Annotated in this window: 31 protein-coding genes, 1 other RNA gene and 1 pseudogene; 18 read left to right on the forward strand and 15 right to left on the reverse strand. The window is 63.1% G+C overall.

All coding sequences use genetic code 11. The features are described 5' to 3' along the window. Positions 1 to 4: 4 nt before the first annotated feature. The 3 genes from FJW04_RS13445 to FJW04_RS13455 all read right to left on the reverse strand — a co-directional run bounded on the left by FJW04_RS13445 (position 5) and on the right by FJW04_RS13455 (position 1,795). A complete protein-coding gene (locus FJW04_RS13445; protein ID WP_140714636.1) occupies positions 5 to 922 on the reverse strand; it encodes a sigma-70 family RNA polymerase sigma factor in 918 nt (305 codons plus the stop codon). 33 nt (positions 923 to 955) lie between these two features. Continuing rightward, positions 956 to 1,261, reverse strand: a complete 306-nt coding sequence (locus FJW04_RS13450; protein WP_140714638.1) for a hypothetical protein — start codon at positions 1,259 to 1,261, stop codon at positions 956 to 958. Between the two features lie 105 nt (positions 1,262 to 1,366). Then, on the reverse strand, positions 1,367 to 1,795 hold the full coding sequence (locus tag FJW04_RS13455; protein ID WP_181172932.1) for a helix-turn-helix domain-containing protein: 429 nt from the start codon (positions 1,793 to 1,795) through the stop codon (positions 1,367 to 1,369). A gap of 157 nt (positions 1,796 to 1,952) precedes the next feature. Between FJW04_RS13455 and FJW04_RS13460 the strand changes: the two genes are divergently transcribed. Next, complete coding sequence (locus FJW04_RS13460) at positions 1,953 to 3,749, forward strand: chloride channel protein (RefSeq protein ID WP_140714640.1); 1,797 nt, start codon at positions 1,953 to 1,955, stop codon at positions 3,747 to 3,749. 2 nt (positions 3,750 to 3,751) lie between these two features. On the opposite strand, the gene FJW04_RS13465 is transcribed toward FJW04_RS13460, so the two are convergent. The 4 genes from FJW04_RS13465 to FJW04_RS13480 all read right to left on the reverse strand — a co-directional run bounded on the left by FJW04_RS13465 (position 3,752) and on the right by FJW04_RS13480 (position 5,554). After that, entirely contained in the window at positions 3,752 to 3,976 is a 225-nt protein-coding gene (locus FJW04_RS13465; protein WP_015317259.1) for a ribbon-helix-helix domain-containing protein, read from the reverse strand. Then, complete coding sequence (locus FJW04_RS13470; RefSeq protein ID WP_140714642.1) at positions 3,973 to 4,170, reverse strand: DUF4169 family protein; 198 nt, start codon at positions 4,168 to 4,170, stop codon at positions 3,973 to 3,975. The genes FJW04_RS13465 and FJW04_RS13470 overlap by 4 nt, the downstream gene beginning before the upstream one ends. 11 nt (positions 4,171 to 4,181) lie before the next feature. Next, positions 4,182 to 4,718 (reverse strand): SspB family protein, encoded by a 537-nt coding sequence (locus FJW04_RS13475; RefSeq protein ID WP_140714644.1) that lies wholly within the window; start codon positions 4,716 to 4,718, stop codon positions 4,182 to 4,184. A gap of 146 nt (positions 4,719 to 4,864) precedes the next feature. Then, on the reverse strand, positions 4,865 to 5,554 hold the full coding sequence (locus FJW04_RS13480) for a TetR/AcrR family transcriptional regulator (protein WP_140714646.1): 690 nt from the start codon (positions 5,552 to 5,554) through the stop codon (positions 4,865 to 4,867). 184 nt (positions 5,555 to 5,738) lie between these two features. On the opposite strand from FJW04_RS13480, the gene FJW04_RS13485 reads away from it, so the two are divergent. Further along, positions 5,739 to 6,944, forward strand: a complete 1,206-nt coding sequence (locus tag FJW04_RS13485; protein WP_140714648.1) for a multidrug effflux MFS transporter — start codon at positions 5,739 to 5,741, stop codon at positions 6,942 to 6,944. A 104-nt stretch (positions 6,945 to 7,048) separates the two neighbouring features. On the opposite strand, the gene FJW04_RS13490 is transcribed toward FJW04_RS13485, so the two are convergent. The 3 genes and pseudogenes from FJW04_RS13490 to ssrA all read right to left on the reverse strand — a co-directional run bounded on the left by FJW04_RS13490 (position 7,049) and on the right by ssrA (position 8,606). Next, a complete protein-coding gene (locus FJW04_RS13490) occupies positions 7,049 to 7,486 on the reverse strand; it encodes a VOC family protein (RefSeq protein WP_015317264.1) in 438 nt (145 codons plus the stop codon). An 89-nt stretch (positions 7,487 to 7,575) separates the two neighbouring features. Beyond that, positions 7,576 to 8,150: pseudogene (locus FJW04_RS13495) on the reverse strand (AAA family ATPase). A gap of 95 nt (positions 8,151 to 8,245) precedes the next feature. Next, positions 8,246 to 8,606, reverse strand: a transfer-messenger RNA (tmRNA) gene (ssrA, locus tag FJW04_RS13500). Between the two features lie 168 nt (positions 8,607 to 8,774). On the opposite strand from ssrA, the gene FJW04_RS13505 reads away from it, so the two are divergent. After that, a complete protein-coding gene (locus FJW04_RS13505; RefSeq protein WP_015317265.1) occupies positions 8,775 to 9,086 on the forward strand; it encodes a DUF2853 family protein in 312 nt (103 codons plus the stop codon). Between the two features lie 173 nt (positions 9,087 to 9,259). After that, positions 9,260 to 10,054, forward strand: a complete 795-nt coding sequence (locus tag FJW04_RS13510; protein WP_140714944.1) for a thymidylate synthase — start codon at positions 9,260 to 9,262, stop codon at positions 10,052 to 10,054. Between the two features lie 11 nt (positions 10,055 to 10,065). On the opposite strand, the gene FJW04_RS13515 is transcribed toward FJW04_RS13510, so the two are convergent. After that, on the reverse strand, positions 10,066 to 10,275 hold the full coding sequence (locus tag FJW04_RS13515) for a molybdopterin-binding protein (RefSeq protein ID WP_140714650.1): 210 nt from the start codon (positions 10,273 to 10,275) through the stop codon (positions 10,066 to 10,068). 153 nt (positions 10,276 to 10,428) lie between these two features. On the opposite strand from FJW04_RS13515, the gene modA reads away from it, so the two are divergent. From modA to FJW04_RS13535, 4 genes are all read left to right on the forward strand, one after another. Then, the gene (gene modA, locus FJW04_RS13520) at positions 10,429 to 11,214 is read left to right on the forward strand and encodes a molybdate ABC transporter substrate-binding protein (protein ID WP_140714652.1); all 786 of its coding nucleotides are present in this window, start codon (positions 10,429 to 10,431) and stop codon (positions 11,212 to 11,214) included. A gap of 41 nt (positions 11,215 to 11,255) precedes the next feature. After that, positions 11,256 to 11,960 carry a molybdate ABC transporter permease subunit gene (gene modB / locus FJW04_RS13525; RefSeq protein ID WP_140714654.1) on the forward strand — a complete coding sequence of 235 codons (705 nt, stop codon included), beginning with the start codon at positions 11,256 to 11,258 and terminating at the stop codon, positions 11,958 to 11,960. Continuing rightward, entirely contained in the window at positions 11,957 to 13,069 is a 1,113-nt protein-coding gene (modC, locus tag FJW04_RS13530; protein WP_140714656.1) for a molybdenum ABC transporter ATP-binding protein, read from the forward strand. The genes modB and modC overlap by 4 nt, the downstream gene beginning before the upstream one ends. A gap of 73 nt (positions 13,070 to 13,142) precedes the next feature. After that, entirely contained in the window at positions 13,143 to 13,484 is a 342-nt protein-coding gene (locus tag FJW04_RS13535) for a winged helix-turn-helix domain-containing protein (protein WP_140615713.1), read from the forward strand. Positions 13,485 to 13,592: 108 nt separating this feature from the next. Here FJW04_RS13535 and cobF read toward each other — a convergent pair whose 3' ends face one another. Continuing rightward, positions 13,593 to 14,354 (reverse strand): precorrin-6A synthase (deacetylating), encoded by a 762-nt coding sequence (gene cobF / locus FJW04_RS13540; RefSeq protein WP_140714658.1) that lies wholly within the window; start codon positions 14,352 to 14,354, stop codon positions 13,593 to 13,595. Between the two features lie 181 nt (positions 14,355 to 14,535). Here cobF and FJW04_RS13545 point away from each other — a divergent pair, with 181 nt between their 5' ends. From FJW04_RS13545 to FJW04_RS13570, 6 genes are all read left to right on the forward strand, one after another. Beyond that, positions 14,536 to 15,549 carry a DUF4424 domain-containing protein gene (locus FJW04_RS13545; protein WP_140714660.1) on the forward strand — a complete coding sequence of 338 codons (1,014 nt, stop codon included), beginning with the start codon at positions 14,536 to 14,538 and terminating at the stop codon, positions 15,547 to 15,549. Positions 15,550 to 15,744: 195 nt separating this feature from the next. Further along, positions 15,745 to 16,395, forward strand: coding sequence for a dihydrofolate reductase (locus FJW04_RS13550; RefSeq protein ID WP_140714662.1), 651 nt, complete (start codon positions 15,745 to 15,747; stop codon positions 16,393 to 16,395). Between the two features lie 116 nt (positions 16,396 to 16,511). Beyond that, positions 16,512 to 17,627, forward strand: coding sequence for an FtsH protease activity modulator HflK (hflK, locus tag FJW04_RS13555; RefSeq protein ID WP_140660953.1), 1,116 nt, complete (start codon positions 16,512 to 16,514; stop codon positions 17,625 to 17,627). Continuing rightward, positions 17,627 to 18,598 carry a protease modulator HflC gene (locus tag FJW04_RS13560; RefSeq protein WP_140714664.1) on the forward strand — a complete coding sequence of 324 codons (972 nt, stop codon included), beginning with the start codon at positions 17,627 to 17,629 and terminating at the stop codon, positions 18,596 to 18,598. The genes hflK and FJW04_RS13560 overlap by 1 nt, the downstream gene beginning before the upstream one ends. Before the next feature lie 6 nt (positions 18,599 to 18,604). Next, positions 18,605 to 18,793: a DUF2065 domain-containing protein gene (locus FJW04_RS13565; RefSeq protein WP_015317277.1), complete on the forward strand. Its 189-nt coding sequence runs from the start codon at positions 18,605 to 18,607 to the stop codon at positions 18,791 to 18,793. A 144-nt stretch (positions 18,794 to 18,937) separates the two neighbouring features. Continuing rightward, positions 18,938 to 20,455 (forward strand): DegQ family serine endoprotease, encoded by a 1,518-nt coding sequence (locus tag FJW04_RS13570; protein WP_140714666.1) that lies wholly within the window; start codon positions 18,938 to 18,940, stop codon positions 20,453 to 20,455. 41 nt (positions 20,456 to 20,496) lie between these two features. Here FJW04_RS13570 and FJW04_RS13575 read toward each other — a convergent pair whose 3' ends face one another. Together FJW04_RS13575 and serB are read right to left on the reverse strand one after the other, a co-directional pair. Next, the gene (locus FJW04_RS13575) at positions 20,497 to 21,069 is read right to left on the reverse strand and encodes a GNAT family N-acetyltransferase (protein ID WP_140714668.1); all 573 of its coding nucleotides are present in this window, start codon (positions 21,067 to 21,069) and stop codon (positions 20,497 to 20,499) included. Then, positions 21,066 to 21,953, reverse strand: a complete 888-nt coding sequence (gene serB, locus FJW04_RS13580; protein WP_140714670.1) for a phosphoserine phosphatase SerB — start codon at positions 21,951 to 21,953, stop codon at positions 21,066 to 21,068. Before serB ends, FJW04_RS13575 begins: the two co-directional genes overlap by 4 nt. Between serB and miaA the strand changes: the two genes are divergently transcribed. After that, a complete protein-coding gene (miaA, locus tag FJW04_RS13585) occupies positions 21,943 to 22,908 on the forward strand; it encodes a tRNA (adenosine(37)-N6)-dimethylallyltransferase MiaA (protein WP_140714672.1) in 966 nt (321 codons plus the stop codon). The two genes, serB and miaA, sit on opposite strands and share 11 nt — an antisense overlap. 105 nt (positions 22,909 to 23,013) lie before the next feature. Then, positions 23,014 to 23,808, forward strand: a complete 795-nt coding sequence (locus FJW04_RS13590; protein WP_140660958.1) for a GGDEF domain-containing protein — start codon at positions 23,014 to 23,016, stop codon at positions 23,806 to 23,808. A gap of 253 nt (positions 23,809 to 24,061) precedes the next feature. On the opposite strand, the gene FJW04_RS13595 is transcribed toward FJW04_RS13590, so the two are convergent. Continuing rightward, a complete protein-coding gene (locus FJW04_RS13595; protein WP_140714674.1) occupies positions 24,062 to 25,885 on the reverse strand; it encodes an ATP-binding protein in 1,824 nt (607 codons plus the stop codon). Positions 25,886 to 26,039: 154 nt separating this feature from the next. Between FJW04_RS13595 and FJW04_RS13600 the strand changes: the two genes are divergently transcribed. Together FJW04_RS13600 and FJW04_RS13605 are read left to right on the forward strand one after the other, a co-directional pair. Then, positions 26,040 to 26,603, forward strand: coding sequence for an XRE family transcriptional regulator (locus FJW04_RS13600; protein ID WP_140714676.1), 564 nt, complete (start codon positions 26,040 to 26,042; stop codon positions 26,601 to 26,603). Between the two features lie 4 nt (positions 26,604 to 26,607). Continuing rightward, a complete protein-coding gene (locus tag FJW04_RS13605) occupies positions 26,608 to 26,916 on the forward strand; it encodes a hypothetical protein (protein ID WP_140615734.1) in 309 nt (102 codons plus the stop codon). Positions 26,917 to 26,947 lie beyond the last annotated feature (31 nt).

A 26,947-nucleotide genomic window follows, 5' to 3' on the forward strand; every position in this document is an offset into this window, starting at 1 on the left:
AGGGCTAGGCTTTCCGGTTGGTCACCCGCCGGGCAATCGTCTCAAGAACGAACGTTTCGGCGCCGTCGGCGACGTATCTGGCGTGGCGGAAATCGCGGATGGCGGCAAGCTTGCCGCCCTGCCAACCCAGCAGGATGAAGTATGCCGGCGCTGCCGTCGGGTCGTTGGGATCGCGCACGAGGATTGCCGGACGGTCCTCGACGAAACCGGACTGGAAATGCCAGTCCCGCACCCGGGAATAATTGCCGAAATAGGTGGCCACCTCCTTGCGGCCGTTGAGCCTTGCCCTGGCCACCAGTTCCAGCCGCACTTCGTCGGCCAGCATGTCTCGCACGGCGTCGAAGTCGCGGGCGTTGAAGCGATCGACATAGGCGTCGAGCAACAGGCGCTCCGATGCACTCAGCCTGGGAACAGGACGATCGTCCTGTTCGTCGGCGAGCTCACGCAGCCGGCCACGGCCACGATGCAGCGCTGCCTTGATCGCGGGGATGCTGGTGTCGAGCATGGTGCTGATTTCCCGCAGCGAATAGCCCAGCACATCCATCATGATGACGCTGCTTCGCTGCGCGACGGGAAGGCGCATGAAACTGTGCAATCCGGCTGCCGCGGCCTGCCGGTCGGCGATGGAATTTGCCGGGTCGGCGATCATGTCCGGCTCCTCCTCGGAGAAAGTCTTCTCACGGGCGCGGCGGCGCAAAAAGTCGAGCGCCGCATTGTGCGCGATGCGAAACAGCCAGCCTTCGGGATTGGCGATCGGGACGGTGCCGGCCAAGGCCTCGAACGCCTTGGCCAGCGCCTCCTGCACGACATCCTCGCCATCGACGACCGAGCCTGTCATCCGGGCGCAGTAGCGATGCAGTTTGGGGCGCAATTCGCCGAACAAGCGGTCGAAAGGCTCTGGGATCTCGCCTGGATTGTTCATGCACCGGCCGTTCTTGACATGGTTCTATTCAGGCTACTCGTCCAGCATCCGATAATGGCCCACCACTGTCATCACGTCACGATGCGGAGGGTCGACGCAGCGATCCCTGATGCCACTCTGAAAAGCCTGGAAGGCGGCAAGTCCTGTGATGAGGTCGGCATGCCCGTCGGTTTCGGTCTCGACGAGATGGACGAAAGTGCCATCGGCGGAGCGCCAGGTCATGTAGCGAACACCTTCCGGCGATTTGCCGCGCAGTTCCTCGAACACTGCCTTGACCAGGCGCTCGTTCTCGTCAGCCCGGTCAGGCTTCGTCTTGTAGCGTATCAAATGGCGTTTCATCGCATCGGCTCCCTTGGCTGTCGCCTGTCCAAGACGCCGCGGCCAGGCCAAAGGATTCGAATTCCGGAAAAATAGTTCGGTATCGGCCCGCAGAGATGCTGGACGTCAATCCTGGCTCCGGTCGAGCAGGCGCCGCAGCATGGGTTCGATGCGCGAGAGCTCGTCGAGATGCGCGGCCGACAGTTCGGCCAGGCAATCGTCGGCGCGTTCGGTCAGCCGCAGCAGCACGCGGCGGTGGTCGTCCTTGTCCTGGTCGCGTGCGACCAGTCCTGCCTCGCCGAGACGGTTGACCAGTTCGACGGCGCTGTGGTGACGGATGCGCAGGCGTTCCGCCAGGTCGCCGACCGTCACCGGCCCGCCGCCGGGATATCCCTTGATCGCCAGCAGCGCCTGGTGCTGGCGCGGGGTCAGGCCGGCGTCCTCGGCCTTCACCTGGCTGAATTCTAGGAAGCGGCGGATGAGGTAGCGGAACTCGGACAGCCGCTGGTAGTCGGATTGCCTGATGGCGGGGCGTGATGTCTTGGGCTGCGTCATATCGGAGATGTCTTCGTTTTCCGGTGAAAGCTCAAACGAAATTTCAAGCGAAAGCCGCTTGAATAGATATATCGTGTTACGATACCGACAACCGGCTGGCCACTTCGACCGTGCCGCAGAACCCCAGACACGGCCGCCGCCAGGAAGCAAAGCCACCATGAAGACCCATAACTCCAATCCCGATCATCTCCGGGATTTCACCACGGATGCCCGAGTGCTGCTCGTCGCCGCGATAGCGGTGGTGGTGGCGACCGCCGGGCTGTTTGCCGGCATCGCGCTTCTGAAGCTGATCCGGCTCGCCACCAACATCGCCTATTTCGGCCAGTTCTCGCTTGCCGAGCTGAAGCTGCAGGATACGCCGCTCGGGCTTGCCGCCGTCATCGTTCCGGTCATCGGCGCGCTGATCATCGGCCTGATGGCGCGCTATGGCAGCGAGAAGATCCGCGGCCACGGCATTCCCGAGGCCATCGAGGCGATCCTGCTTGGGCGCTCCAAGCTCGACGCCAAGGTGGCGATCCTGAAACCGTTGTCGTCGGCGATCTCGATCGGCTCCGGCGGGCCGTTCGGCGCCGAGGGTCCGATCATCATGACTGGCGGCGCCATCGGCTCATTGATCGCGCAGATGCTGCCGGTCTCGGACAACGAGCGCAAGACATTGCTGGTGGCGGGAGCGGCGGCCGGCATGACCACCGTGTTCGGCACGCCGATCGCAGCCATCATGCTGGCGGTCGAATTGTTGCTGTTCGAATGGACGCCACGCAGCTTCATTCCCGTCGCGGTGGCGGCCATCGTGGCCGAGGTGGAGCGCACCATGCTGCACATGCCAGGGCCGATCTTTCCGTTCGCGGGCAACATGGCGGTTTCCTTCGTCGGCCTTGGCGGCTGGGTGCTGGTCGGCATCTGCGCCGGCCTGTTGTCCGGGCTGCTGACGCAGATGGTCTATGCCTGCGAGGACGGCTTCCAGAAGCTGCCGATCCACTGGATGTGGTGGCCGATGCTCGGCGGCCTGGTGGTCGGCATAGGCGGCTTGATCGACCCACGAGCGCTCGGCGTCGGCTATGACAACATCGCCGACATGCTGGACGGCCGCACGATCGCCACCGCGGCGCTGCTGCTGCTGGTGGTCAAGGCCATCATCTGGTCGGTTGCGCTCGGCTCGGGAACTTCGGGCGGCGTGCTGGCGCCGCTGTTGATCATGGGTGGCGCGATGGGGGCGGTGCTTGCCGGCATCCTGCCGGCGGCGGACCCGGGCTTCTGGGCACTGCTGGCCATGGCCGCCACCATGGGCGGCACGATGCGCGCGCCGCTGACAGCCACGTTCTTCGCCGTCGAGCTGACCGGCAACACGCATGTGCTGGTGCCGCTGATCGCGGCTTGTGCCGCGGCGTACGCGGTCACCGTGCTGCTGATGAAGCGTTCGATCCTGACCGAGAAGATCGCCAGGCGGGGGCACCATCTGGTTCGCGAATATCGCGTCGACCCCTTCGCGCTGACCAGGGTGCGCGAGGTGATGACGGCGCAGGTCGAGAGCGTGCCGGCGACGATGACGCTGCATGGTGCGGCCGCCTTCCTGACCGCGCCGGAAACCCGGCATCCGAGTTTTCCCGTGGTCGATGAAAACAGGCAGGTGCTTGGCCTCATCGATCCGCCGGCGATCCTGCGCTGGCGCCGTGCCGGCAAGCACCGGACGACGACACTCGGCGAGCTGCTGGCTGGAAGCAAGGTGACGCTGGCCCATCCCGACGAATATCTGGAAGGCTTGTCGGACAAATTGCTGACCGCCAATGTCTCGCATCTGCCGGTCGTGGCGCGTGAGGATGGAAGGTTGGTCGGCTATGTCGGCTGGAAGGATCTGATGCGCGTGCGCTCGCGCAAGCAGGCCGAGGAACGTGAGCGCTCCACCTTACTGGGCTTCGGACGCGGGAAAAAGGCGGACCCGGTTGAGGGTGCGTAAGTTCAGGCGCTCGTCGCGCGCTTCGCCCACTCCAGGACATGCAGCCTGAGCGCCGAGGACAGGTTGGTGTCACGGGGCCGGGTCTCGTCGATTTCGGCGACAAGGGCGGCGAGCGTCAGCTTCCTGGTCGCCGCGATGGCGACGAGATCGTCATAGAAGGGCTTTTCGAGGGAATAGCTGGTGCGATGGCCGCGAATGGTCACCGAGCGTTTTTCGACGGCGCTCATCGATCGTGAGGCTGGGCGGGCTTTTCGCGATGATGGCCCGCGACAAACCTTTCGCTCTTGTCGGCGATCAGGCGGTGGCGTTCCTTTTCGGCCTTGGTGCGACCGTGCAAGGCGCGATTCCGGCTAGCGGTTTGTGCCTTGTCGTCCCGCGCCCTCTGCTTGCGAGCCTGGCGGAGATTGACGATGTCGGCCACGGACTGCGAGCCTATTTCTTGCGGAAGGCGTCGAGCGAGACTACTTCGGCGCCCTTGGTGCCGGCATCCGCGGCGGTTGCCTTCTTCTCCGCTTCGGCGGCGGCCTTCTTCTCGGCCTTCGGCTTCTTCTCTGAGACGATGGTCAGCGGCTCGGGCACCGGTGCCGCCGGTTCCTCGTCGGGCTGCGCATCGGTCTTGACGTCGAATTCGAGCTCGAAATTGACCGACGGGTCGTAGAAGCCGCGCACGGCCGAGAACGGGATTTCCAGTTTCTCCGGCACGTCGGAGAAGGAGAGACCGACCTCGAACCCGGTGTCGGTCACCTTCAGGTCCCAATACTGGAACTGGATGACGATGGTCATCTGCTCGGGATAGCGCTCGCGCAGCCGCGATGAGACGCGCACGCCCGGCGCGCCGGTCAGGAAGGTGATGAAGAAATGATGGTTGCCGGGGAGGCCGGTGCGCGCGACCTCTGCCAGGACCTTGCGCATGACGCCGCGCAACGCCTCCTGGGCCAGAATGTCGTAGCGGATATGGTCGTCGGCCATGAGGTGGTCGGGTTCCGTTGAATCGTCCGCATAGCTGTAATCAAGCTTGGGCGCGGCGTAAACCTGATATAGACCGCCGCCGCGCCGAAGCGAGGACTATTGCAAACGATTTGATCGGCAAGGCGGCTTGGCGGCAACGCCAAATGTTATGCGTTAGCCAGCGCAGCGTGTCTTTTGAGGCTGGTCGGGGAAGGGCGCTTGCCGAAAGCGCGCAGGAAGGTGCGCACGCCGTTTGTCGCCGATTGCACCACCTCGTCCTCGCCTGGCGTGCCGCCAAGCATGAAGGTGGTCTGCAATTCGGCATTGACGAGGCCGAGGAACTGGCGCGCCGCGACGTCGGGATCGTCGATCGTGAGATAGCCGCCATAGGCGAGGCGGGCGAAGCGGGCGGCGATCGCCGGCCACGTCCTGCCGGGTCCCTGTTCGCGCCATTCGGCAAAGAGCTCGGGATAGCGCTCGCCCTCGGTCTGGATCAGCTTGCGCAGGAATTTTCCGTCCCGGTTGCAGATGCAGTTCTGGTTCAGGCGCACGGCAAAACCGATCAGGTCGGCCTCGAGATCCCCAGGCTGATCGGGGAAGGTGGCGATGGTGGCGAAAATGCCGGCGTTGCAGCGCTCGGTCAGGTCGCGCACCACCGCGATGAACAGTTTTTCCTTGTCGCCATGGTGGTTGTAGACCGTCTGGCGCGACACCCCGGCCTCAACCGCGATCAGGTCGATATTGGCGCCGGAGAAGCCTTCGCGGCAGAACACGCCGGCAGCGGCGTCGACGATCGACAGGCGCTTGGCCTCGTGGCCGCGTGGCGGGAAAGTGTCAGGAGAAACGCCCGGTCTCATGAAAATCTATATAGAGGTGATTGACGATTTAGACAAGACTGTCTAAATTTGTGGACACGATATAGCGGGATTTCGCTCCGGAGACGAATAAATTTGCTCCAAGAGTAGGAAACCCACGGGATGGAACGTCCTAGGGTCAGACGTCGCCTGGCGGCGGCAACCAGATTCGAAAGAAGCCAATATCATGAGCCCCAAATTCCTCCGCATCGCGGTCGTGCTCGGCCTGCTGTCCGCCATCGGCCCGTTCGCCATCGACATGTATCTGCCCGCTTTGCCGTCGATCGGCACCGATCTGCATGCCGGCACCGCCGCCGTGCAGATGAGCCTTTTGATCTTCTTCCTGTCGATGGGCTTCGGCCAGATCGTCGTCGGGCCGATCTCAGACATGGTAGGCCGCAAGCTGCCGCTCTATGGCGGCCTGGCGCTGTTCATGGCCGGCGGCATCGGCTCGGCAATGGCGCCGACCATCGAGTGGCTGATCGCCTTCCGCTTCCTGCAGGGGCTTGGCGCCAGCGCCGGAATGGCCATTCCGCGCGCCATCGTGCGCGACCTGCACACCGGCAATGAGGCCGCCAAGCTGATGTCGCTGCTGATGCTGGTGTTTTCGGTGTCGCCGATCCTGGCGCCGCTGACCGGCAGCCAGATCATTGAGAATTTCGGCTGGCGCGCCGTGTTCTGGACCGTGACCGGCGCGGCGGTGCTTGCCACCATCCTGCTCGCGACCTCGCTCAAGGAGACACGGCCGGCGGAAGAACGCGTCGGGTCCTCCTTCGGTACCGCTCTTGCCGGCTACCGCTTCCTGATGGGCGACCGTAATTTCCTCGGCCTGGTGGCGATCGCCGGCTTCGGCATTGCGAGCTTCTTCGTCTATCTGTCGAGTTCGTCCTTCATCCTGATCGACCATTACGGGCTGTCGCCTTCGGTCTACAGCGTCTTCTTCTCGATCAACGCGGTTGCCTTCATCGGCATGTCGCAGTTGACGGGCCTGCTTTCCGAACGGTTCGGACTGAAGCGCGTGGTGTGGGTGGCGGTGACCGGCTACGCGACGACGATGGTTGTGCTGTTCGCGATCATGGTGACGGGCGTCGATCGGCTTGACGTGATGGCGGCCCTGCTGTTCGTCGGCTACGGCTTCCTCGGCTTGGTCATCCCGACCACATCGGTGCTGGCCATGGAAGAGCATGGCGAGATCGCCGGCACGGCGTCGGCGCTGATGGGCACGCTGCACTTCGCCATCGGCGCGCTCGCCATGGGCGTCGCCGGTGTGTTCTTCGACGGCACGCCGCTGCCGATGGTCGCCGGCATCACGCTCTGCGCGGTGGTCTCGTTCGCACTGGCGAAAGTCACGCTTGGCCGTTCGCGCGAAGCGGTCGAAGCGCCGGCGGAGTAAGCACCTTTTCCAATAACCAGGGGAGGCCGGGTCGATCCCGGCCTTTTTTGTGTTGAAGCCGGCGTTTGCCCCCGGGTTGAAGACCGCGCTCTGGCTGCTGACGCTCAGCTGAGTTCCTGGGCGAGGCCGATGAGAAGCCCTTCAGGCCCACGGATGTAGCAGAGCCGGTACACGTCCTTGTACTCGACCACTTCGCCTACGAGTTGCGCGCCGCGCGTGCGGAGCCTTTCAAGCGTGTCGTCGATGTCGTCCACGGTGAACATGACGCGGAGATAGCCCAGGGCGTTGACGGGGGCGGTCCGGTGATCCGCGACGACAGGCGGCGCGAGGAAGCGTGACAGCTCCAGCCGGCTGTGGCCGTCCGGCGTGCGCATCATGGCAATCTCGACATGCTGGTCGCCCAGTCCGGTGACGCGTCCGGCCCATTCTCCTTCGACCATGGCTCGCCCTTCGAGCTCGAGGCCGAGTTCGCGAAAGAAATCGATCGTCCCTCCGAGGTCTTCGACGACGATTCCTACATTGTCCATCCGCTTGAGCGCCATGTTTCCGATCTCCAGGGGGTGTGGTTTCAGTTTACAAGGTATCGCCTGGTCCAACAACGCACAGGAAAGGCCGGACCCGTCCGACCTCTTTATGTCCGCGATGTCAGCGGCAATCCAGCAGCGTCGAGGAGGAAGCGTACACGCTCTTCGACTGGCGCAGGCGGCAAGGTCACCAATTCGTAGCCGAGTTCGGCATAGACGCCGGCCACGGACTGGCAAGTGCGCTCGGCCTCGTCCAGCGTTTGCTTGCGTTCTTCGTCCTGGGTGAAGATCTCCGGCCATGGCGGGGCGACGAAGACGCGACGCGCATAGCGGAATTTCGTGGCGGCATTGGTGAGGTGATCCGGCACCGGCAGGCCGCAGAGCCTGAGATAGCCGATCGTGTCCGGCACGCCGCGATCGAAGAAGACCGGACCGGCCAGCTCGCGGGCCGCACGGTACGAGCGCATTTCCCACGACAGCATCAGTTCGGCGAACAATGCGCGATCGCTCCAGGGCAGGGGGGGCCACCAATGGCGGATTGGTCGCGAATGATGCCGCGCCCGGCCTCGGCGGATGTCGCAAAGCCCGCCTGCCGCAAGGCTTCGATCAAGGTGGTCTTGCTGGAGCCGGGGCCGCCGGTCAGCACGAAGAATCGATCGGAATTGTTTTGCATTTTGTCCATGGAGAAAGGGCACGCAACGCAGCGGCTTCGCAGCCGTGGACGTGCGAAGTCTTGACGGCAGGAACCGTTGTGCGTCACGCAAAATGAAAGGGGAGAGTGGAGGTTTCTGTTGCCAGGTACCTCCGAACCCCGCCTAGAAGTGCGAACCCCTAGGGCTTGATTTGAAGCTATCGCACTGCATTAAGCAGCGAGACGTGCTTCCGCATAGTTGTCGTTGGCAACTATAAGTTTAGCCCGATGACGGTGGTACAATGCCGGGCAAAAGTACGATCTTTACACCTTCGTCGATCCTATTTCGCCCCCAGCAAAAACCGCTCTGTCCTCAACAGCGGCTTTTGGTGGAGGCGCCGGGTACCGCCCCCGGGTCCGAACGGCTTATTTCATCGCCCATTTATCGCCATAGTCGGTCAAGCCGACAAAACGAATATAGGGGGGCTTGCGCGGAAATGAAAGGCCGCAATGGTGCTTTGTCCCTGTGTCAAATCGCGACGCCAAGGGTTGACTTGGGCGCGGTCTCAACCGAAGCTTTGCGGGCGGTGAGGAGTTACCGACCTAGCGCACAAGTTGCGAAGCGCGCCACAGCCCTCATCGATCGGATCCGTGGCGCCGACGAGGGGAATTCTGATGGCCGACTATCTTGCGGATGTGAAGAAATATGACGCCGCGGCAAGCGCCGATGCGGTCGAAAAAATAGTCAAGCACCTGGGCATTGCGCTGAGGAACCGCGATTCCTCGCTGGTGTCCTGCACGGATCCGAAGGAATTGGCGCGGGTCAAGGAGAGCTGGGTGGCCAAGAAGCTCGGCGTCAGCGACGGGGCGAAAGCCGACGCCGCGATCGAGAAGACCTGCAAGGCGATGCACGCCGACAACACCAAGAACCGCGTGACCTTCTACTATCTGGTGGCCAAGGACCTGGGCAAGCTCGGCTCTCTCTGAGACCTTTGGTTACTCATTCTGGCGGCCGGCTGGCGATTTCCGCGCTTCCGGTTCGCCGGGGAGGATTCTTGGCAGGCTTCGTTCCCTGCTGAATGGGGACGATCTCAGACAAGCGTGGCGTCGGCGCCTATATGCGCTATGATCGACGAATTCCCGAATCGAGCCCGGAACCGATGCGCCAGTATCTCGACCTCCTGCAGCATGTGCTGGACAACGGCGCCGATCGCGGCGACCGCACCGGCACCGGCACGCGCTCCGTCTTCGGCTACCAGATGCGCTTCGATCTGGCTCGCGGCTTTCCGGTCACCACCACCAAGAAGCTGCATCTGAAGTCGATCATCCATGAACTCCTCTGGTTCATGGCCGGCGACACCAACATCAAGTACCTGACCGACCACGGCGTTTCAATCTGGGATGAATGGGCCGACGAGAATGGCGATCTCGGCCCGGTCTACGGCAGGCAGTGGCGATCCTGGCCAGACGGCCATGGCGGCTCGATCGACCAGATCGCCAATCTTCTCAAGGAGATCCGCCGCAATCCTCAATCGCGGCGGCTGATCGTCTCGGCCTGGAATCCCGCCGAGGTGGAAGCCATGGCGCTGCCGCCTTGCCACTGCCTTTTCCAGTTCTACGTGTCCGAGGGCCGGCTTTCCTGCCAGCTCTACCAGCGCTCCGCCGACATCTTCCTCGGCGTGCCGTTCAACATCGCGTCCTACGCGCTGCTGACGCTGATGGTGGCGCAGGTGACCGGGCTGAAGCCGGGCGATTTCGTCCACACGCTTGGCGACGCGCATCTCTACTCGAACCATTTCGAGCAAGCGCGCGAACAGTTGCGCCGCACGCCAAGGACCCTGCCGACGATGTGGATCAATCCTGAGGTGAAGGACCTTTTCGCCTTCCGCTTCGAGGATTTCCGGCTGGAAAACTACGTCGCCGACGCGTCGATCAAGGCGCCCATCGCGGTCTGAGCCGCGGCTTTTCAGTCGATGCCGACCATCACGTCCGAGGCCTTGACCACGGCGTAGGCCTGCTTGCCCTTTTCGAGCTTGAGGTCGGCGACAGCTTCATTGGTGATCGAGGCGGTGACGATGATGCCGCCGCCGATGTCGATGCGGACATGCGAGGTGGTGGCTCCCTTGACGATTTCGGTGATCGTTCCCTCGAGCACGTTGCGGGCGCTGATCTTCATTGCAGTTCCTTTCGCGGCGGCGGTCTTATCAGAACAATCATGCAGCGCCGGATCGAGTTTCAGCCGGCCGGGCCTTCCCTTGTTATATCCATGCGGATATATCGGTCTCCAGGCTTCGAGCCAACCGGAATTTGAACCCAGGGAGAGTTTTCGATGACACGCAAAGGTTTCGGGTTGAGAGCGATCGGCTTTGCGGCGACATTGATGGCGGCAATGCCGGCAGCGCACGCGGAAGACAAGGTCGTGGTGTTCGCGGCGGCCAGTCTCAAGGACGCGCTCGATGCGGTGAACAAGGCCTGCGAAGCCGATGTCGGCGAGGCCGCGACCGTTTCCTATGCCGCGAGTTCGGCATTGGCCAAGCAGATCGAGGGTGGGGCGCCGGCCGATGTCTTCATCTCGGCCGATCTCGACTGGATGAAATATCTCTCCGACAAGAAGCTGACCAAGCCCGACACGGAAGTGAAGCTGCTGGGCAACGAGATCGTGCTGGTGGCGCCGAAGGATTCGACGGTCGAAACCAAGATCGAGAAAGGCTTTGACCTCGCCAAGCTGGTCGGCGACGGCAAGCTTGCCATGGGCGACTTCAAGGCCGTGCCGGCCGGCAAGTACGGCAAGGCGGCGCTTGAATCGCTCGGCGTCTGGTCCTCGGTCGAGGGCAAGGTGGCGCAGGCCGAGAATGTCCGTGCGGCGCTGAAGCTGGTTTCAACTAGTGAGGCCGCCCTCGGCATCGTCTATGCCACCGACGCGCACGCCGAAAAGGGCGTCAAGGTGGTCGGCACCTTCCCCGAGGATTCACATCCGCCGATCATCTATCCGGTTGCCCAGACCGCCGATTCGAAGGACAAGGATACGCCGGCCTTCCTGAAGTGCCTGCAGTCCGCCAAGGCCGGCGCGCTCTTTAGGGAACAGGGTTTTACCGTGCTCACGCCCAGCAACTGAGTCGGCGAGCAACTGAGTTCGAAAAGGCCCGATACCGCACTATGAGCTGGCTGCTGGACCTCACTCCCGACGAATGGAATGCGGTCCGGCTGTCCATCAAGGTGGCGACGGTGGCGATGCTCGCCAGCCTGCCGCCGGGCATAGCGATCGCGCTGCTGCTTGCCCGGGGGCAATTCTGGGGCAAGACGCTGCTCAACGGGGTGGTGCACCTGCCGCTGATCCTGCCGCCTGTGGTGACCGGCTATCTCTTGCTTTTGACGTTCGGCAAACGCGGCCCGGCCGGGGCCTTCCTCGCCGAACAATTCGGCATCGTCTTCTCGTTTCGCTGGACGGGTGCCGCCCTTGCCTGCGGTGTCATGGGCTTTCCCCTGATGGTGCGGGCGATCCGGCTGTCGATCGAGGCGGTGGATCGCAAGATGGAGGCGGCGGCGGGAACGCTCGGCGCCAACCCGCTGTGGGTGTTCGGCACCATCACGCTGCCGCTGATCCTGCCCGGGCTGATCGCCGGCGCCATCCTGTCCTTCGCCAAGGCGATGGGCGAGTTCGGCGCGACGATCACTTTCGTCTCCAACATTCCTGGCGAGACTCAGACGCTGCCGTCGGCGATCTACACTTTTACCCAGGTGCCGGGCGGCGACGAAGGGGCGCTGCGGCTGACGCTGATTTCGATCATCATCTCGATGGCGGCATTGGTCGCATCGGAAGTGCTGGCGCGGCGGGTCGGGCGGCGGATGGACATCGAATGAGCGTCCTTGTCGACATCGGCCACCGGCTTGGCGATTTCGCCATCGATGCCCGCTTCGAGAGCGCCGGACGGCTGACAGCGCTGTTCGGGCCGTCCGGTTCCGGCAAGACGACGCTGATCAACATGATTGCCGGGCTGATCCGGCCGGACAAGGGGCGCATCGAGATCGATGGCCGCGTGCTGGTCGACACTGGTGCCGGCATTTTCGTGCCAAGGCACAAACGCCGCATCGGCATGGTGTTCCAGGATGCGCGCCTGTTTCCGCATATGAGCGTGATGAGCAATCTGCGCTACGGCCGCTGGTTCACGCCGGCGGCGGAACGCTATGCGGACATGGACGCCGTTGTAGAATTGCTGGGCATCGGCCCGCTGCTTGGGCGACGACCGGCAAAACTCTCGGGCGGCGAGAAGCAGCGCGTGGCGATCGGCAGGGCGCTGCTGGCCAGCCCCAGACTGCTGCTCATGGACGAGCCGCTGGCCTCGCTCGACGAAGCGCGCAAGGCCGAGATCCTGCCCTATATCGAGCGGCTGCGCGACGAAACGAAGATCCCGATCGTCTATGTCAGCCATTCGGTCGCCGAGGTGGCGCGGCTGGCGAGCGACGTGGTGATGCTGGCGCGGGGCAAGGTCACGGCTAGCGGCCCGACCGACGCTGTCATGCAAAGGCTCGACCTGTTGCCGGTGGAAGAGCGCGGCGAGGGCGGCGCCGTGCTGGACACGAAGGTGCTGCGTCACGAGGAGGCTTTTGGGATGACCGTGCTCGGCTCGGCCGCCGGCGAGATCCGCGTGCCGCGTCTTGGGATGAAGGCCGGGGCTCCCGTGCGTATCCGCATTCGCGCTCGCGACGTGATGATCGCCGCGGAGAAACCGACGGGCCTCAGTGCCCTCAACATCCTGCCCGGCACGATCGTCGCGATCAGTCCCGGCGAGGGGCCGACGGTCGAAATCGGCATCGACTGCAATGGGGCAACGGTGCTCGCCCGCATCACGGAACAGTCGCGGCAGGCGCTGAAGCTGCGGCTCGGCGGCAAGGTTTTCGCGGTGGTCAAGACCGTGAGCTTCGATCGGGGAAATACCGGCGCCGGTCTGCCGCTCGACGTCGATGGCTGACAGCGGCGGTGATCGGCGCTATATTGTTTTGGAATAACGGTCGCCGAAGCTGAGCGGTCGCGGAGGAGCAACAATGCCGTCGCTGAGCTTGCGGATAAATCTCGATCCGGACGGACGGATCGGTCCTGGCAAGATCGAGCTTCTGGAGCACATCGCCACCTTCGGTTCGATCTCGGCCGCCGCGCGCGGCATGGCGATGTCCTACAAGCACGCCTGGGACCTGGTCGAGGACATGAACCGGGTGTTCGGCAAGCCGCTGGTGGCGGCGCAGACCGGTGGCCGCAAGGGCGGCGGCGCGCAACTGACGACCGTCGGCCTGGCCGTGGTCAGCCGTTTTCGCGCCATCGAGCGCGCGGCGAGTGCGGCCGCGGCGACGCATATGGACGCGTTGCAGTCGGAGATTGAGGCGGGATAGGGGAGTAGTGAGTAGGGAGTAGGGAGTAGTGAGTAGTGAGTAGTGAGTAGTGAGTAGTGTAGTGAGTACAGCCTAGTCCCTACTGACTACTGACTACTCACTATTCCACTACTCCGGCTTTCGCAGCAAATACGTATCCATGATCCAGCCTTTCTTCCGGCGGGCTTCGTCGCGGCGCTTTTCGATCTCGGCGCCGACATCGCCAAGGCGGCCGGAGATGATGATCTCGTCGGGCGTGCCGAGATAGGCGCCCCATTGGATGAAAAGGTCCCGGTCTGCCAGCGTGTTGAAGGCGCATTTGCCGTCGAGCATGACGACGGCGCTGCCGGCATTGTCCGGCATGCCTTCCTCGGTCAGGCGGCGGCCGGTGGTGATCAGCACGGGATCGCCGATGCGGTTCAGCGCCGTTTTGTGGCTGGCTGCCAGCGCCTGGACGGCCGTTATGCCGGGGATGACTTCCAGGTCGAACGCAACATTGCCCCTCAGGCGCACGCGCTCGAGAATGCGCAATGCGCTGTCATAGAGCGAAGGATCGCCCCAGATCAGGAAGGCGCCGCAGCCACCCCCGGAGATCTCGTCGCGGATCAGTGCCTCGTAGATGGCGGCGATGGCTTCATGCCAGTCGTCGACGGTCGAGCGATAGGAAGAGGTTGGTTCGGCGCGCACCGGCACGTCGAACTCGACCCTGCGTGAGGTCGGGTTGGTGACGAAGCGGTCGCAGATGCCGCGCCGCAGGTTGGCAAGGTCGGTCTTGTCGGTGCCCTTGTCGGGAATAAACAGGACGTCCGCCCTGTTCAGGCCTGCTATGGCCTGGACGGTCATGTGGTCGGGATTGCCGGCGCCGATGCCGATGACGAGAAGCTTGCGCATGGCGCGAACTCCTGCCCCATCGGAACCTGTTAGTCCAGACCGCCTGCGTGTCCAGACCGCTTGCGTGTCCAGACCGCCTGCGCGTCCAGACCGGCCACGCACGTCCAGCAAGCGGAAGGGCTTTGAAACGCCGCATTGAAACGGCTAGGGTCATCCAGGCATTCCAGCCGAGGGGGCTTCGATGTTGCGATCTGTTCTGGCTTTAGCGTTGGCGCTTTCAGCGGCGCCTGCAATGGCCAATGATTCGGTTGCCGAGCTTGGCACCGGCGGCCTGATCCTATCGCGCAGCGATGCCGTGGCGATGCAAAGCGAGGATCTTTTCATCTCGCCCGAAAAGGTGACGGTGGACTACGTCTTCCACAACAACACCGACAAGGATGTCGACGCGATCGTCGCCTTCCCGATGCCCGACATTTCCGGCGATCCCGAAGAGATGCCGGCGATCCCGGAAAACCAGAGCGATAATTTCCTCGGCTTCGAGGTGACGATCGACGGCGTCGCGGCCAAGCCCCAACTCGAGCAGAAGGTGCTCGCGCTCGGCATCGACATCGGCGCCGACCTCAAGGCGCAGAACGTGCCCTTCAACCCGTTCGGCGACGCGGCCAAGGCGGCGCTGGCGAAGCTGCCGCAAGGGGTTGCTGACGACTGGGTCAACCGCGGCATCATCATCGGGGATTCCACAGCCGACAGTGGCCAAAAACCGGTCTATTCGCCGTTCTGGCAATTGCGCTCGACCTATTGGTGGCGCGCGGCCTTTCCGGCCAACAAGGACGTTCACGTCTCGCACCGCTACAAGCCCAGCGTGGGCGGCACATCCTCGGTCAGTTTCTTCAATGAAGGCCAGTTCCAGAACTCATACGCGGCCTACAAGAGCCGCTACTGCATGGACGACACATTCGAGAATGCGGTGCGCAAGGCGGCGAAGGACAATCCGGACGGCTACCCCAAATTCTACGAAAGCCGCATCGCCTATATCCTGACCACCGGCGGCAACTGGGCTGCGGGCACCATCGGCAAGTTCAAGCTGACCGTCGACAAGGGCAATCCGAAAGCCCTGGTCTCGTTCTGCGGCGACAAGGTCAAAAAGGTCGGGCCGACGCGTTTCGAGATGAAGGCGAACGATTTCTATCCCGAGCACGACATCGACATCCTCCTGCTCGTCCCGTCGGACAGCAATGGCGGGGATGCAAACTGATGCATGTCGCGATCTATGTCGCCATTGCCGAGAACGGCGTGATCGGGCGCACTGAATCCAGTTGCGGCGCTTCGTCACTGGCGCGATCAGAATTGATAGGACATAGAGGTCCAATCTCATCGAAGTTGACGGCGTTTTCCCTGGCCTACGACTATTGAGTGTGGGGACCAGTCATTGGTAGCGAAAAGAGTTCAAATGCCTTCCGCGACGTCAATCGTTGCAAGGAGTTACCCCGACCATGTCATTGGGATCGAGAACAAATTACCTTGGCACCTAAGCACTGACCTTCGGTACTTTAGGCAAAGAACCGAAGGACATGCAATAATCATGGGCAGGCGAACGTTCGAGTCGATCGGCCGGCCACTTCCTAAGCGCGAGAATATAGTTCTTTCCCGTACATCCTTGCCGGATGCCCGCGGTATAAAGTGGGCTAAAGATATTGAGACGGCTCTCCTGCTGGCAGATGTTTATTCAATTTGCAATTTTAGAAAACAGTTTTTTGTAATTGGTGGCGAGCGAATATATGGAGAATTTCGCAAATATATTAATAAAGTTTATTTAACAGAAGTATTTGCGAGGATCAATGGAGATGCCAAATTCGATTGGGAGTTTGATAGATCTCATTGGAGGTATTTTAAAGAGCGGGAATACCCTCGATCTGACGCTGACGATCATCCATTTAGGATTACAACTCTACTTAGGCTAAAGCCAGAGCATCGATACGAGACGACGGATAATTTGTTGCGGGCGGATCCTGAGGTGGCTTCTTTCTTGGATAAATATTCGTCTATGATCGCTCATTCGGAGATGCATTCCGCTGAGGAGGAGCAATTGTCGCTGTTCTAACTGTCCGAGAAAGTCGCATCGCGTTGAAAGCGCGCCGTGGCGTCCCTATAGAAGAACGACACTGGATTTGCGCCGTAACCGCGGCGCTTGAGGGAATTCCAAGCGAAAGGACATTCATGCCCTGGAACGACAAAGGTGGCGGAGGCGGCGGCCCGTGGGGTGGCGGCGGTAACAATCAGGGACCCTGGGGGCAGGGACCGAAGGGGCCAAGCGGCCCGCAGGGGTCGCCTCCCGACCTCGAGGACATCATTCGCCGTGGCCAGGATCGGCTGCGGCGCGCGCTGCCCGGCGGCGGTGGCGCCAGTCCGGCGGTGTTCGGCCTGATTGCCGCGGTGCTGGTTGTTCTGTGGGCCTTCCAGGCGGTCTATACTGTGCAGCCCGACGAGGTCGCGGTCGAACTGCGCTTCGGCAAGCCGAAGGCCGAGCTTTCCCAGCCAGGCCTGCATTTCCACTGGTGGCCCCTCGAGACCGTCGAGACGGCGAAGATTTCAGAGCAGCTCGTCGACATTGGCGGCGGCAACACCAGCGGCAACGGGCTGATGCTCTCGGGCGACCAGAACATCGTCAATGTGCAGTTCTCCGTGGCCTACCAGGTCTCCGATCCCCGCGCTTACCTGTTCGACGTCTCCGACCCGGACGGCATGCTGCGGCAGGTTGCCGAGAGCGCCATGCGCGAAGCCGTCGGCCGCCGGCCGGCGCAGGACATTTTCCGCGACGATCGCCAGGGCATCGCGGCCTCGGTGCGCGAGATCATCCAGACGACGCTGGACGGCTACAAGGCCGGTCTCAACGTTAACGCCGTCTCCATCGAGGATGCGGCACCGCCACGCGAGGTGGCAGATGCGTTCGACGAGGTGCAGCGCGCCGAGCAGGACGAGGACAAGTTCGTCGAGCAGGCCAATCAGTATTCCAACCAGAAACTCGGCCAGGCACGCGGCGAGGCGGCCCAGGTCCGCGAAGACGCGGCCGCCTACAAAAACCGTGTGGTGCAGGAAGCCGAAGGTGAGGCGCAGCGCTTCATCTCGGTCTACGACGAATATGCCAAAGCCCCCGATGTCACGCGCAAGCGCCTTTATCTGGAAACCATGGAGAGGGTTCTGAAGGACTCGAGCAAGGTCATCGTCGAGCAGGGCAACGGACAGGGTGTCGTGCCTTATCTGCCGCTGCCCGCATTGCAGCCGAAACCGCCAGCACCGGCCGCGCCCGCCGCGAACACGGGAGGTACCAAGTGATGGCCAACCGTCTTCCCATCGTCGTCGCCGTGGCGGCGGTCGTCCTGTTCCTGATCTATTCCTCGGTCTTCGTGGTCAATGCGCGCCAGCAGGCGCTGGTGCTCCGCTTCGGTGAGATCGTCGACGTCAAGAGCGAGCCCGGCATCTACTTCAAGGCGCCGTTCTCGTTCTTCGACGCCGATACGGTGCAACTGATCGAAAACAGGGTGCTGCGCTTCGACCTCGACAACATCCGCGTCCAGGTCTCCGGCGGCAAGTTCTATGAGGTCGATGCCTTCATCGCCTATCGCATCTCGGATCCGCGCGTCTTCCGGGCCGCCGTGTCCGGTCAGATCGAACTGGCCGAAGCGCGGCTCAGGACGCGTCTCGACGCTGCCCTGCGCCGCGTCTACGGTCTGCGCGATTTCGAGGCCGCGCTTTCCGAAGAGCGTGCCGTGATGATGCGCGAAGTGCGCGATCAGCTCAGGCCCGACGCCACGTCGCTCGGCTTGCAGATCGAGGATGTTCGCATCCGCCGCACCGACCTGACGGCCGAAGTTTCACAGCAGACCTACGACCGCATGAAGGCGGAACGCCTGGCGGAGGCTGCGCGGCTGCGGGCACGCGGCAACGAAGCGGCACAGCGCATCACGGCGCGCGCCGATCGTGAAGTGGTCGAGATCGTTGCCGAAGCGCAGAAGGAGTCCGAGATCCTGCGCGGTGAGGGCGAGGCGCAGCGCAGCGCCACCTTCGCCGATGCCTACAAGCGCGATCCCGCCTTCTTCGACTTCTACCGGTCGATGAATGCCTATGGCACCGCGCTGGACAATACCGGGACGACCATGGTGCTGTCGCCGAGTTCGGAGTTTTTCCGCTACTTCCGCGATCCCGACGGCAAGGAAGGACCGGCGAAACCGACGGCGCCGGCTGCGCCGGCAGCGCCGGCAGCGGCACCTGCCGCGCCGACGACACAACCCAGCACCGGCCAGTAACGGCCGGTGCAGGATTTCTTCGCGGCGATAGGCCTGGTCCTCGTCATAGAGGGCCTGGTCTACGGCGGCTTTCCCCGCCTGGCGAAGAAGCTCGCGGGCGAAGTGCTGTCGATGCCGGAGAATGCGTTGCGGATTGGCGGGCTGGCGGCGATCGCCATTGGTGTCGGCGTCGTCTGGCTGGTGCGGGGCGTGTAGAGGCGGCGGTTTGCGGAATAACGCTCGATTTACACTCCGCCGATAGTCATAGCCGCAAACGTGCCGTATTTCTTGCCATCATGGCGCGACACGGCGTTTTCGTCGAAGCGCTTTTCTCTTTTAGAAATGCCGGGAGGCTTCTCGATGACATCCAACACCCTTTTGGACGCGGCTCGACGGACATTGGTCGCGGGCGCGGCAGCGCTGGTCCTGGGCGCCGTCGCCGTTTCGTCCTTCGTGGCCCCGACATTCGCCGCCGACGGACCGGCCTCGGTCGCCGACCTGGCGCAAGGGGTGCTTGGCGCGGTGGTCAATATCTCGACATCACAAACGGTGAAGGGCACGGAAGGGCCGGGCGCGGTGCCGATGCCGCAACTGCCCGAAGGCTCGCCGTTCCAGGATTTCTTCGACGATTTCTTCAAGAATCGCGGTGGCGAAAAGGATGGCGGCTCGCAGAAGGTGCAGTCGCTCGGTTCGGGTTTCGTCATCGACGCCGAACAAGGCATCGTCGTCACCAACAACCACGTGATCGCCGATGCCGACGACATCGAGGTCAATTTCTCCGATGGCGTGACCTTGAAGGCGACGCTGGTCGGCACCGACACCAAGACCGACGTCGCGGTGCTGAAGGTCGATCCGAAAGGCCACAAGCTGACAGCGGTGAAATTCGGCGATTCCACCAAGATGCGCGTCGGCGACTGGGTGATGGCGGTCGGCAATCCGTTCGGCCTCGGCGGCACGGTCACGGTCGGCATCGTCTCGGCGCGCAACCGCGATATCAATTCAGGCCCCTATGACGACTTCATCCAGACCGACGCCGCGATCAACCGCGGCAATTCGGGCGGACCGCTGTTCAACAGCGCCGGTGAGGTCATCGGCATGAACACGGCGATCATTTCGCCGTCCGGCGGTTCGATCGGCATCGGCTTCTCCATTCCCTCGCAGCTCGCCTCTGGCGTCGTCGAGCAGTTGCGCCAATATGGCGAGACGCGGCGCGGCTGGCTCGGCGTGCGCATCCAGCCGGTGACCGACGACATCGCCGAAAGCCTCGGCATGGCGACCGCCAAGGGCGCGCTGGTGGCCGGCGTCATCAAGGGCGGACCAGTCGACAACGGCACCATCCAGGCCGGCGACGTCATCATCAAGTTCGACGGCAAGGACATCCATGAAATGCGCGACCTGCCGCGCGTCGTCGCCGAAAGCCCGGTGGGCAAGGCCGTCGACGTGCTGATCGTGCGCAAGGGTGTCGAGCAGACGGTGAAGGTGACGCTCGGCCGGCTCGAGGATGGCGAGAAGCTGGCCAGCGGCGAGAATGGCAATACCGACCAGGACAAGGGCGCTGACAAGGCTCCGGCCGTCTCGACCGCCTCGGTGCTTGGCATGACGGTCGGTGAACTCAACGACGAGACGCGCAAGAAGTTCAGCATCGCCGGCGATGTCTCCGGCGTCGTCATCACCGACGTGGCCAAGGACTCCGCCGCCGCGGAACGCGGTATCCAGCCTGGCGAGGTGATCACCGAGATCGCGCAGGAGTCGGTCGCCACGCCCAAGGACGTCATGGACCGGATCGGCGCGCTGAAGGAGCAGGGCCGCAAGAACGCGCTCTTGATGCTGGCGTCGAAGACCGGTGAGTTGCGCTTCGTTACGATCCGGATGGATTGATCCAGTACGCCGGCAGAAATCTGATTTTGATGGAAGGGCGGTTAGAGAGCCGCCCTTTTTCTTGCCTGCCAGTCCTCGCGCGACAGCCGGTAGAGCACATGCCGCTTGAGCGCGGGATGGCTGTCCGGAATGCTGGGGTGGTCGAAATCGCTCGATGGGTCGGCGGTCATGCCGAGGCGTTTCATAACGGCGGTCGAGCGGTGGTTTTCCGCCACGGCGAAGGAAACGATCTCGTCGACGGCCAGTGTCTCGAAGCCGTAGGCCAGCCATGCCTCCGAGGCCTCGGTGACATAGCCCTTGCCCCAGAATTCGGGAGCCAACCGCCAGCCGATCTCGATTGTGTCGGCCGGCAGCGATGGCACATCATCGGTCGCGAGGAGGCCGACGAAACCGATGCATTCGCCGGTCGCGGCAATCTCGGCCGCGGCGAAGCCGTAGCCGTCCTCATCGACCCAGGCGCGGAACTCATCCATCTTGGCGTCAGCGGCGGCACGGTCGCGGCGAAACGGGAAGAACTCCATCACGCGATCATCGGAATTGATGCGATGGAACAATTCGCGGTCGCGATCCTCCCAATTGCGCAGGATCAGGCGTTCGGTGCGGATTGGCTTCATTGGACGAATTCTTCCTGCCGGTAGCCCTGCAGATAGAGCAATGCGGTGAGGTCGGAATGGTCGATCCGGACTTTTGCCTGAGCCGCGACGGAAGGCTTGGCATGCAGCGCGACACCGGTTCCGGCCAGGCGGATCATGTCGAGATCGTTGGCGCCGTCGCCGACGGCGATGGCATCGGCCGGCGTCAGGCCAAGACGTGCACAGATTTCGAGCAGCGCCTCGGCCTTGGCGGCGCGGCCGAGGATCGGCTCGCCGACCAGCCCGGTGAAGCGTCCGTCCTGGTCGAGAAGGCGGTTGGCGCGGTCTTCCTGAAAGCCAAGCATCGCAGCGATGCGCGTGGTGAAAACCTCGAAACCGCCCGAGACGAGCGCCGTCCAGGCGCCGTTGGCGCGCATGGTCTGGACCAGCGAGCGGCCGCCCGAGGCCAAGGTCAGCCGATTGGCGACGATATGGTCGACGACGGCGGCTTCGAGCCCCTTGAGCAGTGCCACACGCTCGCGCAGCGCCGGCTCGAAGGCGATCTCGCCGTTCATCGACCGTGCGGTGATCGCCGCGACATGATCCTTGACGCCGATCTCGTCGGCCAGCTCGTCGATGCACTCCTGGTCGATCATGGTCGAATCCATGTCGGCGAGAAGGATTTTCTTGCGGCGTGTTTCAGCCTGCTGGATAATCACGTCGACGGGCTCAGCGGCCACCGCGGCACGAAGGCTCGCGGTCGTTTCATCAGCCTGCGCCGCTGGCGGCAGGGCAATGTCACAGGCAATGCCTTCGGCCAGCCACACGACGGAGCTTGCGCCCACCGACCGTGAGGCCATATTCGCAAGCGATGGCGACAGAGCGCGATCGGCGGGACGGGAAACAAGCGTGGCAATGAGCGGCATCGAGAATTCCGGCACGGACGCGGGCGAAGGCCGCGTGAAGAACGCGATCCTGATAGCCGGACCGACCGCCAGCGGCAAGTCGGCGCTGGCGCTTGAACTGGCCGAACGCACAGGCGGCGTCATCGTCAACACCGATTCCATGCAGGGCTATGCGGTTCTCGACGTGCTGACGGCCCGGCCGCAGGCGGCCGAACTCGCACGAGCGCCGCATTGTCTCTATGGGCATGTCCATCCCGGCACCGCCTACTCGACCGGCGCCTGGCTGCGCGACGTCATGAAACTCATTGATGACGGGACGCTCTCGCGGCGGCCAATCTTCGTCGGTGGCACCGGCCTCTACTTTCGTGCGCTGGCTGAAGGGATTTCGGAAATGCCTGATATTCCACAACGGATACGCGACCGCTGGCGCTACGAATTGAAGGAGCAAGGCGCGGTCAAGCTGCATGCCTTGCTGCTGCGCGAGGATTCGAGCGTCGCCATGCAGTTGAAGCCAACCGACAGCCAGCGCATCGTGCGGGCGCTCGAGGTGCTCGACGCCTCCGGCCGGTCGATCCTGGACTGGCAGGCAGAGCGCGGCCTGCCGCTCATCGACAGGCCGAGCGCGCATTTCCTGGTCGTCGAGCCGGATCGGGCAGCATTGGTTGACCGCATCGAAAGGCGTTTCGACCAGATGCTGGACAAGGGCGCGCTGGAGGAAGTCAAGCAGCTTGCGGCCCTTCGTCTGGATCCAGACCTGCCGGCGATGAAGGCGATCGGGGTCCGCGAGCTCCAGGCCGCGATCTCAGGGCAGTCGAGCTTTCCCGAGGCGATCGAGCGCGCCAAGATAGCGACAAGGCAATATGCCAAGCGGCAGGCTACCTGGTTTCGCCATCAGTTGGGGCCGGAATGGCAGAGACTTCGCCCCGGTGACGATCTCGAAACCACGATCCAAACACTTGTTGCTAATGCAACTTAAAAAGTTGCCCCTGAGGGAAGGGTTCTCGCCGAAGTTGTCGGAATTAACGCTCCGTAAGTCGGTCCCTGCGATAAGGTCATGGGGTATTTTTCCATCGGGGAGCAGATGCGTTTCCACAAAGCGGAATCCGCTTTTTTCGTCTTTATCTTCGTGATCCTGGCTGCTGGCCTGGTGACCCTGCACGCCTATGGGCAACTGCAATCCTTCGCCACGGAACTCCATACGGCCTCCGGCCTCGACAAGGTCATCTACCTCAACAAGCTTCTGTTCGCGACCGGCGTACTGCTCGCCACCGCGCTGTTTTTCGGCATCTTCTTCATCTATCCGCTGATCCGCAAGCAGGCGACCGAAGAGGGCAAGCTGCGCGCCATGACGGTGTCGCTCAGCGCCCGCTCCGAAACGCTCGAGCATGCCGCCCTGACCGACGGCCTGACCGGCATGCAGAACCGGCGCTATTTCGACGACGCGCTGAAGGAATATCTCGAGGAGTTCCGGCGCATCGAAAAGCCGGTCGGGCTGATGATCCTCGATCTCGACCATTTCAAGCAGGTCAACGACACGCACGGCCACGATGTCGGCGACGAGGTGCTCAAGGCTGTCGCCAGATGCCTCAGGGACATGACACGTTTCCACGATGTGGTGGCGCGCCTGGGTGGTGAGGAGTTCGCCGTGGTCACGCCCAACATGGAGGCGGACCTTCTGGCCAAATTCGCCGAGCGCATCCGCAAGGCGATCGCCAACATGTCGATCCTCTCCGGCAACAATGTCCGGCTCAAGATCACCACCAGCGTCGGGCTTGCCGTCTGGGATCGCAAGGAAACGGCCGAGGAATTCTACCGCCGCGCCGACCGCCAGCTCTACGAAGCCAAAAGGCAAGGCCGCAACCGCGTCTGCGCCTAAAATCCCATCCCTGAATTCGTGATGCCGGCCGTTTGCTGCCGACTTCTGCGCTTCCGGCCTTCGCCGGCCAAAGCACTTATGAGACGTTGCGCTTTAAGGCTGCGGCCGGCGAAGGCCGATGCTCGCGGACCAAAACACCAATCGGCTCAGCCTGACCACCTCCCTGACGGGATTTACCCAAGCTTTCCGACGAAGACGGGATAGGCCGCTTGCACGGATTCTCAGGACTATTCATGGAGGCGTGACGCTCAGCTCAATCGTTCTGCGGGCGCAGGCCGAAGGTCGCGGGTTTGAGGCCGTAGCGTGTGTCGAAATCTTCGTCCGACTGCACGCGCGCCGCCGCCGGCGCTTTGCGGTAGTCGGGGTCGCCGGCCTGCCGGCCGGAATCGACCACCTCGGCGAAAGCCATCGCCTGGCTCTGCGGTTTCGGCACGTTGCGCAGCCGCTCCACGATCGCCACAAGGTCGACCTCGCCGGCCTTGGACGTCACGTCTTCCTCGCGCTTGGCCGTGCCTGGAAGCAGGTGAGCGGGCAATCTTTCGAATTTCAGCCGCATGGTCGTCGCTACGCCTTCGCCGAAGGCGATCGCTTCGCGCTGGCCCATGGAGGACAGGAAAGCGAGCGTGGAGGCGGAAGAGTCTGCGATCGCCGAGCGGATGATCGCCTGGTCCTGCTCGTTGGCGAGCCGCATGGCGAAGAAGGTCGAGCACTGCGAAAGAATGGTCGGGTCCAGCTCGCCGGGGCGCTGGGTGACGACGCCGAGATAGCAGCCATATTTGCGGCCTTCCTTGGCGATGCGCGACAGCGCGTGCCGGGTCGGCGCGAAGCCGAGACGCGCATCGGCGGGCATGTAGCGGTGCGCTTCCTCGCATAGGAACAACAGCTGCAGCTTGCCTTCGCTCCACAGAGCAAGGTCGAAGGCCAGACGCGCCAGCACCGAGCAGACGGAATTGACCACTTCCGACGGCATGCCGGCCATCTCGAAGCAGGTCACCGGACGGCCATGATGCGGCACGCGGAAGATGTTGCCGATCGTCTCGTGGATGGTGTCCTCGATCAGGCGCGAATTGAACATGAAGCGGTAGCGCGGATCGGCCGCCGCCGATTCGATGCGTGTCTTGAGCGATTTGAGGGTCGGACGATCGGTCTTGCTTTCGAGCATGCCCATGCGCTCGTCGATCTGCTTGAGCAGGTCGGCGATGCGGTAGGGCACCGGCGTATCGGCGGTCAGCGCATCGCTGCCGCGCCTGAGGTAGGCGCCTGAACCGGGGTTGCGATAGAGATTCTTGGCGAGCGGAATGAGGTCGCGAAGGGCATCGATCTCTTCCGGCACCGTCTCGCGTCCGCGAAACAGCACTTCGGCGAATTCCTCCAGCGTGAACATCCAAAACGGCAGGTCGAGCGTCTTGGAATCGACCCTGACGCAATATTCGGGCAGCGAGGCCGCGAACTCGTTGTGCGGATCGAGGATCAGGATGCGCAGGTCCGGTCGCGCCGCGATCGACTTGCGCAGCAGCAGCGACACCGCTGTCGACTTGCCGACGCCGGTCGTGCCGACAATGGCGAAGTGGCGCGCCAGCGTGTCATCGATGGCGATGTTGGCGGCGATCGCCTCGTCCTGCGCCAGCGAGCCGATGGTGATCGAATGGCGGCCGGCCAGGTCATAGACCGCCTGCAGGTCGCGGGTGCGGATGCGGTGCGCGACGGCGCCGATATGCGGATAGATGGTGATGCCGCGGTCGAAGATCGGCCTGGCCCCGGTTTCGGCGCCGTCACGGACTTCGCCGATCAGTTCGATGCTGACCTCGATGGCGTTCTTGCCGTCACTGTTCCAGGCCAGATCCGACTTGCCGATCGCGTAGACCAGGCCGACGGTTCGCGTCGTGCCAAGATTGATCGAGATCATCTTGCCGACCGTCCACAGGCCGGTGATCGCGCCATCGGCGTCGTCGGCATAGGCGCTGATGGTGGCGCGCGCACCGTCGCATTGCACGACATTGCCCAGGATGCGCTGGTCGGCTGTGCGGCGCTCCTGCGATGTCGGTTCTCCGACTGAAGCTTCGCGTTCGACATACATGGACAGGCCAATCCTCATTTCCCTTGAGGCCGTACCCTACAGGAACGGGGTTAAGGTCGGATGAGGTCGGATGGTGTAGAGACGATTAAGGTCCTGGTGAAAATTGCTTTGAAATGGCTCTTCACGCGCCTATTGATTTCGTTATAATGAACGAATGGATGATATAGCGAACGACATTTCCTCGACCATCGGCAGGCGTATCCATACCGAAAGGACCATGCGGGACTGGTCGCTGGCCGAGCTCGCCGAACACTCCGGTGTTTCCAAGGCAATGCTGAGCACGATCGAGCGCGGCATGACCAGCCCGACGGCGGCACTTCTGGTGCGCATAGCGGCGGCTTTCGGCATGACGCTCTCGACCCTCATCGCGCGGGCGGAATTGCAGGGCGGCGGGCTGCTGCGCGCGGCCGGCCAACCAGTGTGGCGCGACCCCGACACAGGCTATGTCAGGCGGCATTTGTCGCCGGCCTGCGACATGCCGCTCGAACTGATCAAGGTCCATCTGCCGGCGGGCGCGAAGGTCAGCTTGCCGGCGGCTTCCTACGCCTTCATCAAGCAGCAGATCTGGCTGATCTCGGGAAAACTCGAATTCACCGAGGGTGACCAGGTGCACAGGCTCGAACCGGGCGACTGCCTGGCGCTCGGAGCGCCGTCGGATTGCACCTTTCATGCGCTGGAGCCGGGCGCCGACTATCTCGTCGCCCTGGTCAGGAGCTGACGTCATGGCACGACGGCCAAAGCGCTCCCACAATGGGGGGCCGCCTCTTGACGACTACAAGGGGCCGCCATGGGGCAAGGGCGATCCATACATCTTCCTGGCCTGGCAGGCCGCGCACGCCAAGGCATGGAAGGCGCCGAGCCGCGAAGTCATGCTGATGCGGATGGACAAGGCCGAACGGCTGGGCCTGACCTATGAGGAGTACACGCTCGAGATCCTGGAGCGCGGTCGGCATCTCAAGGAAGAAGACACCGAACGCATCGGCGCCATCAAGGCCGCGCGCAAGCGGCGGCGTGTGCGCCATCTCGACTGAAGCGGCGCTGTCGACCCATCAATCGTTCCAG

Origin of the sequence: Mesorhizobium sp. B2-7-3 (genome assembly GCF_006440715.1) — a bacterium.
Lineage (GTDB): Bacteria > Pseudomonadota > Alphaproteobacteria > Rhizobiales > Rhizobiaceae > Mesorhizobium > Mesorhizobium australicum.